This is a genomic window from Bacillus sp. LR--39 (assembly GCF_053613335.1).
Map to the genome: position 1 here is coordinate 1 of NZ_JBSIOT010001318.1, position 573 is coordinate 573.

At 48.2% G+C, this 573-nt stretch carries 1 protein-coding gene; it reads right to left on the reverse strand.

All coding sequences use genetic code 11. The annotated features are described in order from the left end of the window. Positions 1–573 (reverse strand): YlbL family protein (locus ACWHAR_RS30225; RefSeq protein ID WP_452088823.1); only part of this gene is annotated, 573 nt, incomplete at both ends.

The following is a 573-nucleotide window of genomic DNA, read 5'->3' on the forward strand; positions in this document are numbered from 1 at the left end:
CCTTCGTCGTCGATCGTTCCGGTTCCAGCAATATGGTGTCCTTTCGTCTCGTCTTCTTTTGTCAGCTGGTTATAGATCTCCATTGACATCATCAGCCCTGCCGAAGGGCCGCCGATGTTTTCAATATCCATATCGACCTCCGGCTTCACCTTGACATTGCGGTCTGTGATGAGGGAGACGCCGAGCCCCGCTCTCTTTGGATCTTCTTTGAATGTTTTCAGCTTCATCTCATATGTTTTTTCTTCTTTATCCCGTTCAACTACGATTTTCACGCGGTCCCCGGCTTTTTTTGACTCGATGTAGCGGACGAAGCTCTCCGCTGACCGGAACGATTTTCCGTCCGCTTTTTTAATTTTGTCCCCGACTTGTATTTTCCCTTCTGCAGGCATGCCGCTGACGACCGACATGGCATATACGCCGTTAAACGTGTAGCTGACTTCTTTTCCGGCCCGCTTATAAGCGGCGATCATCGCATTTTCCTGGGAATCTCTCATCATTTGCAGTTGGCGCTTCATATATTCCTGATCAGATTCGCCTTCTTGTTTAAAATTTTCTTCCGGAAGAATTTCGTGG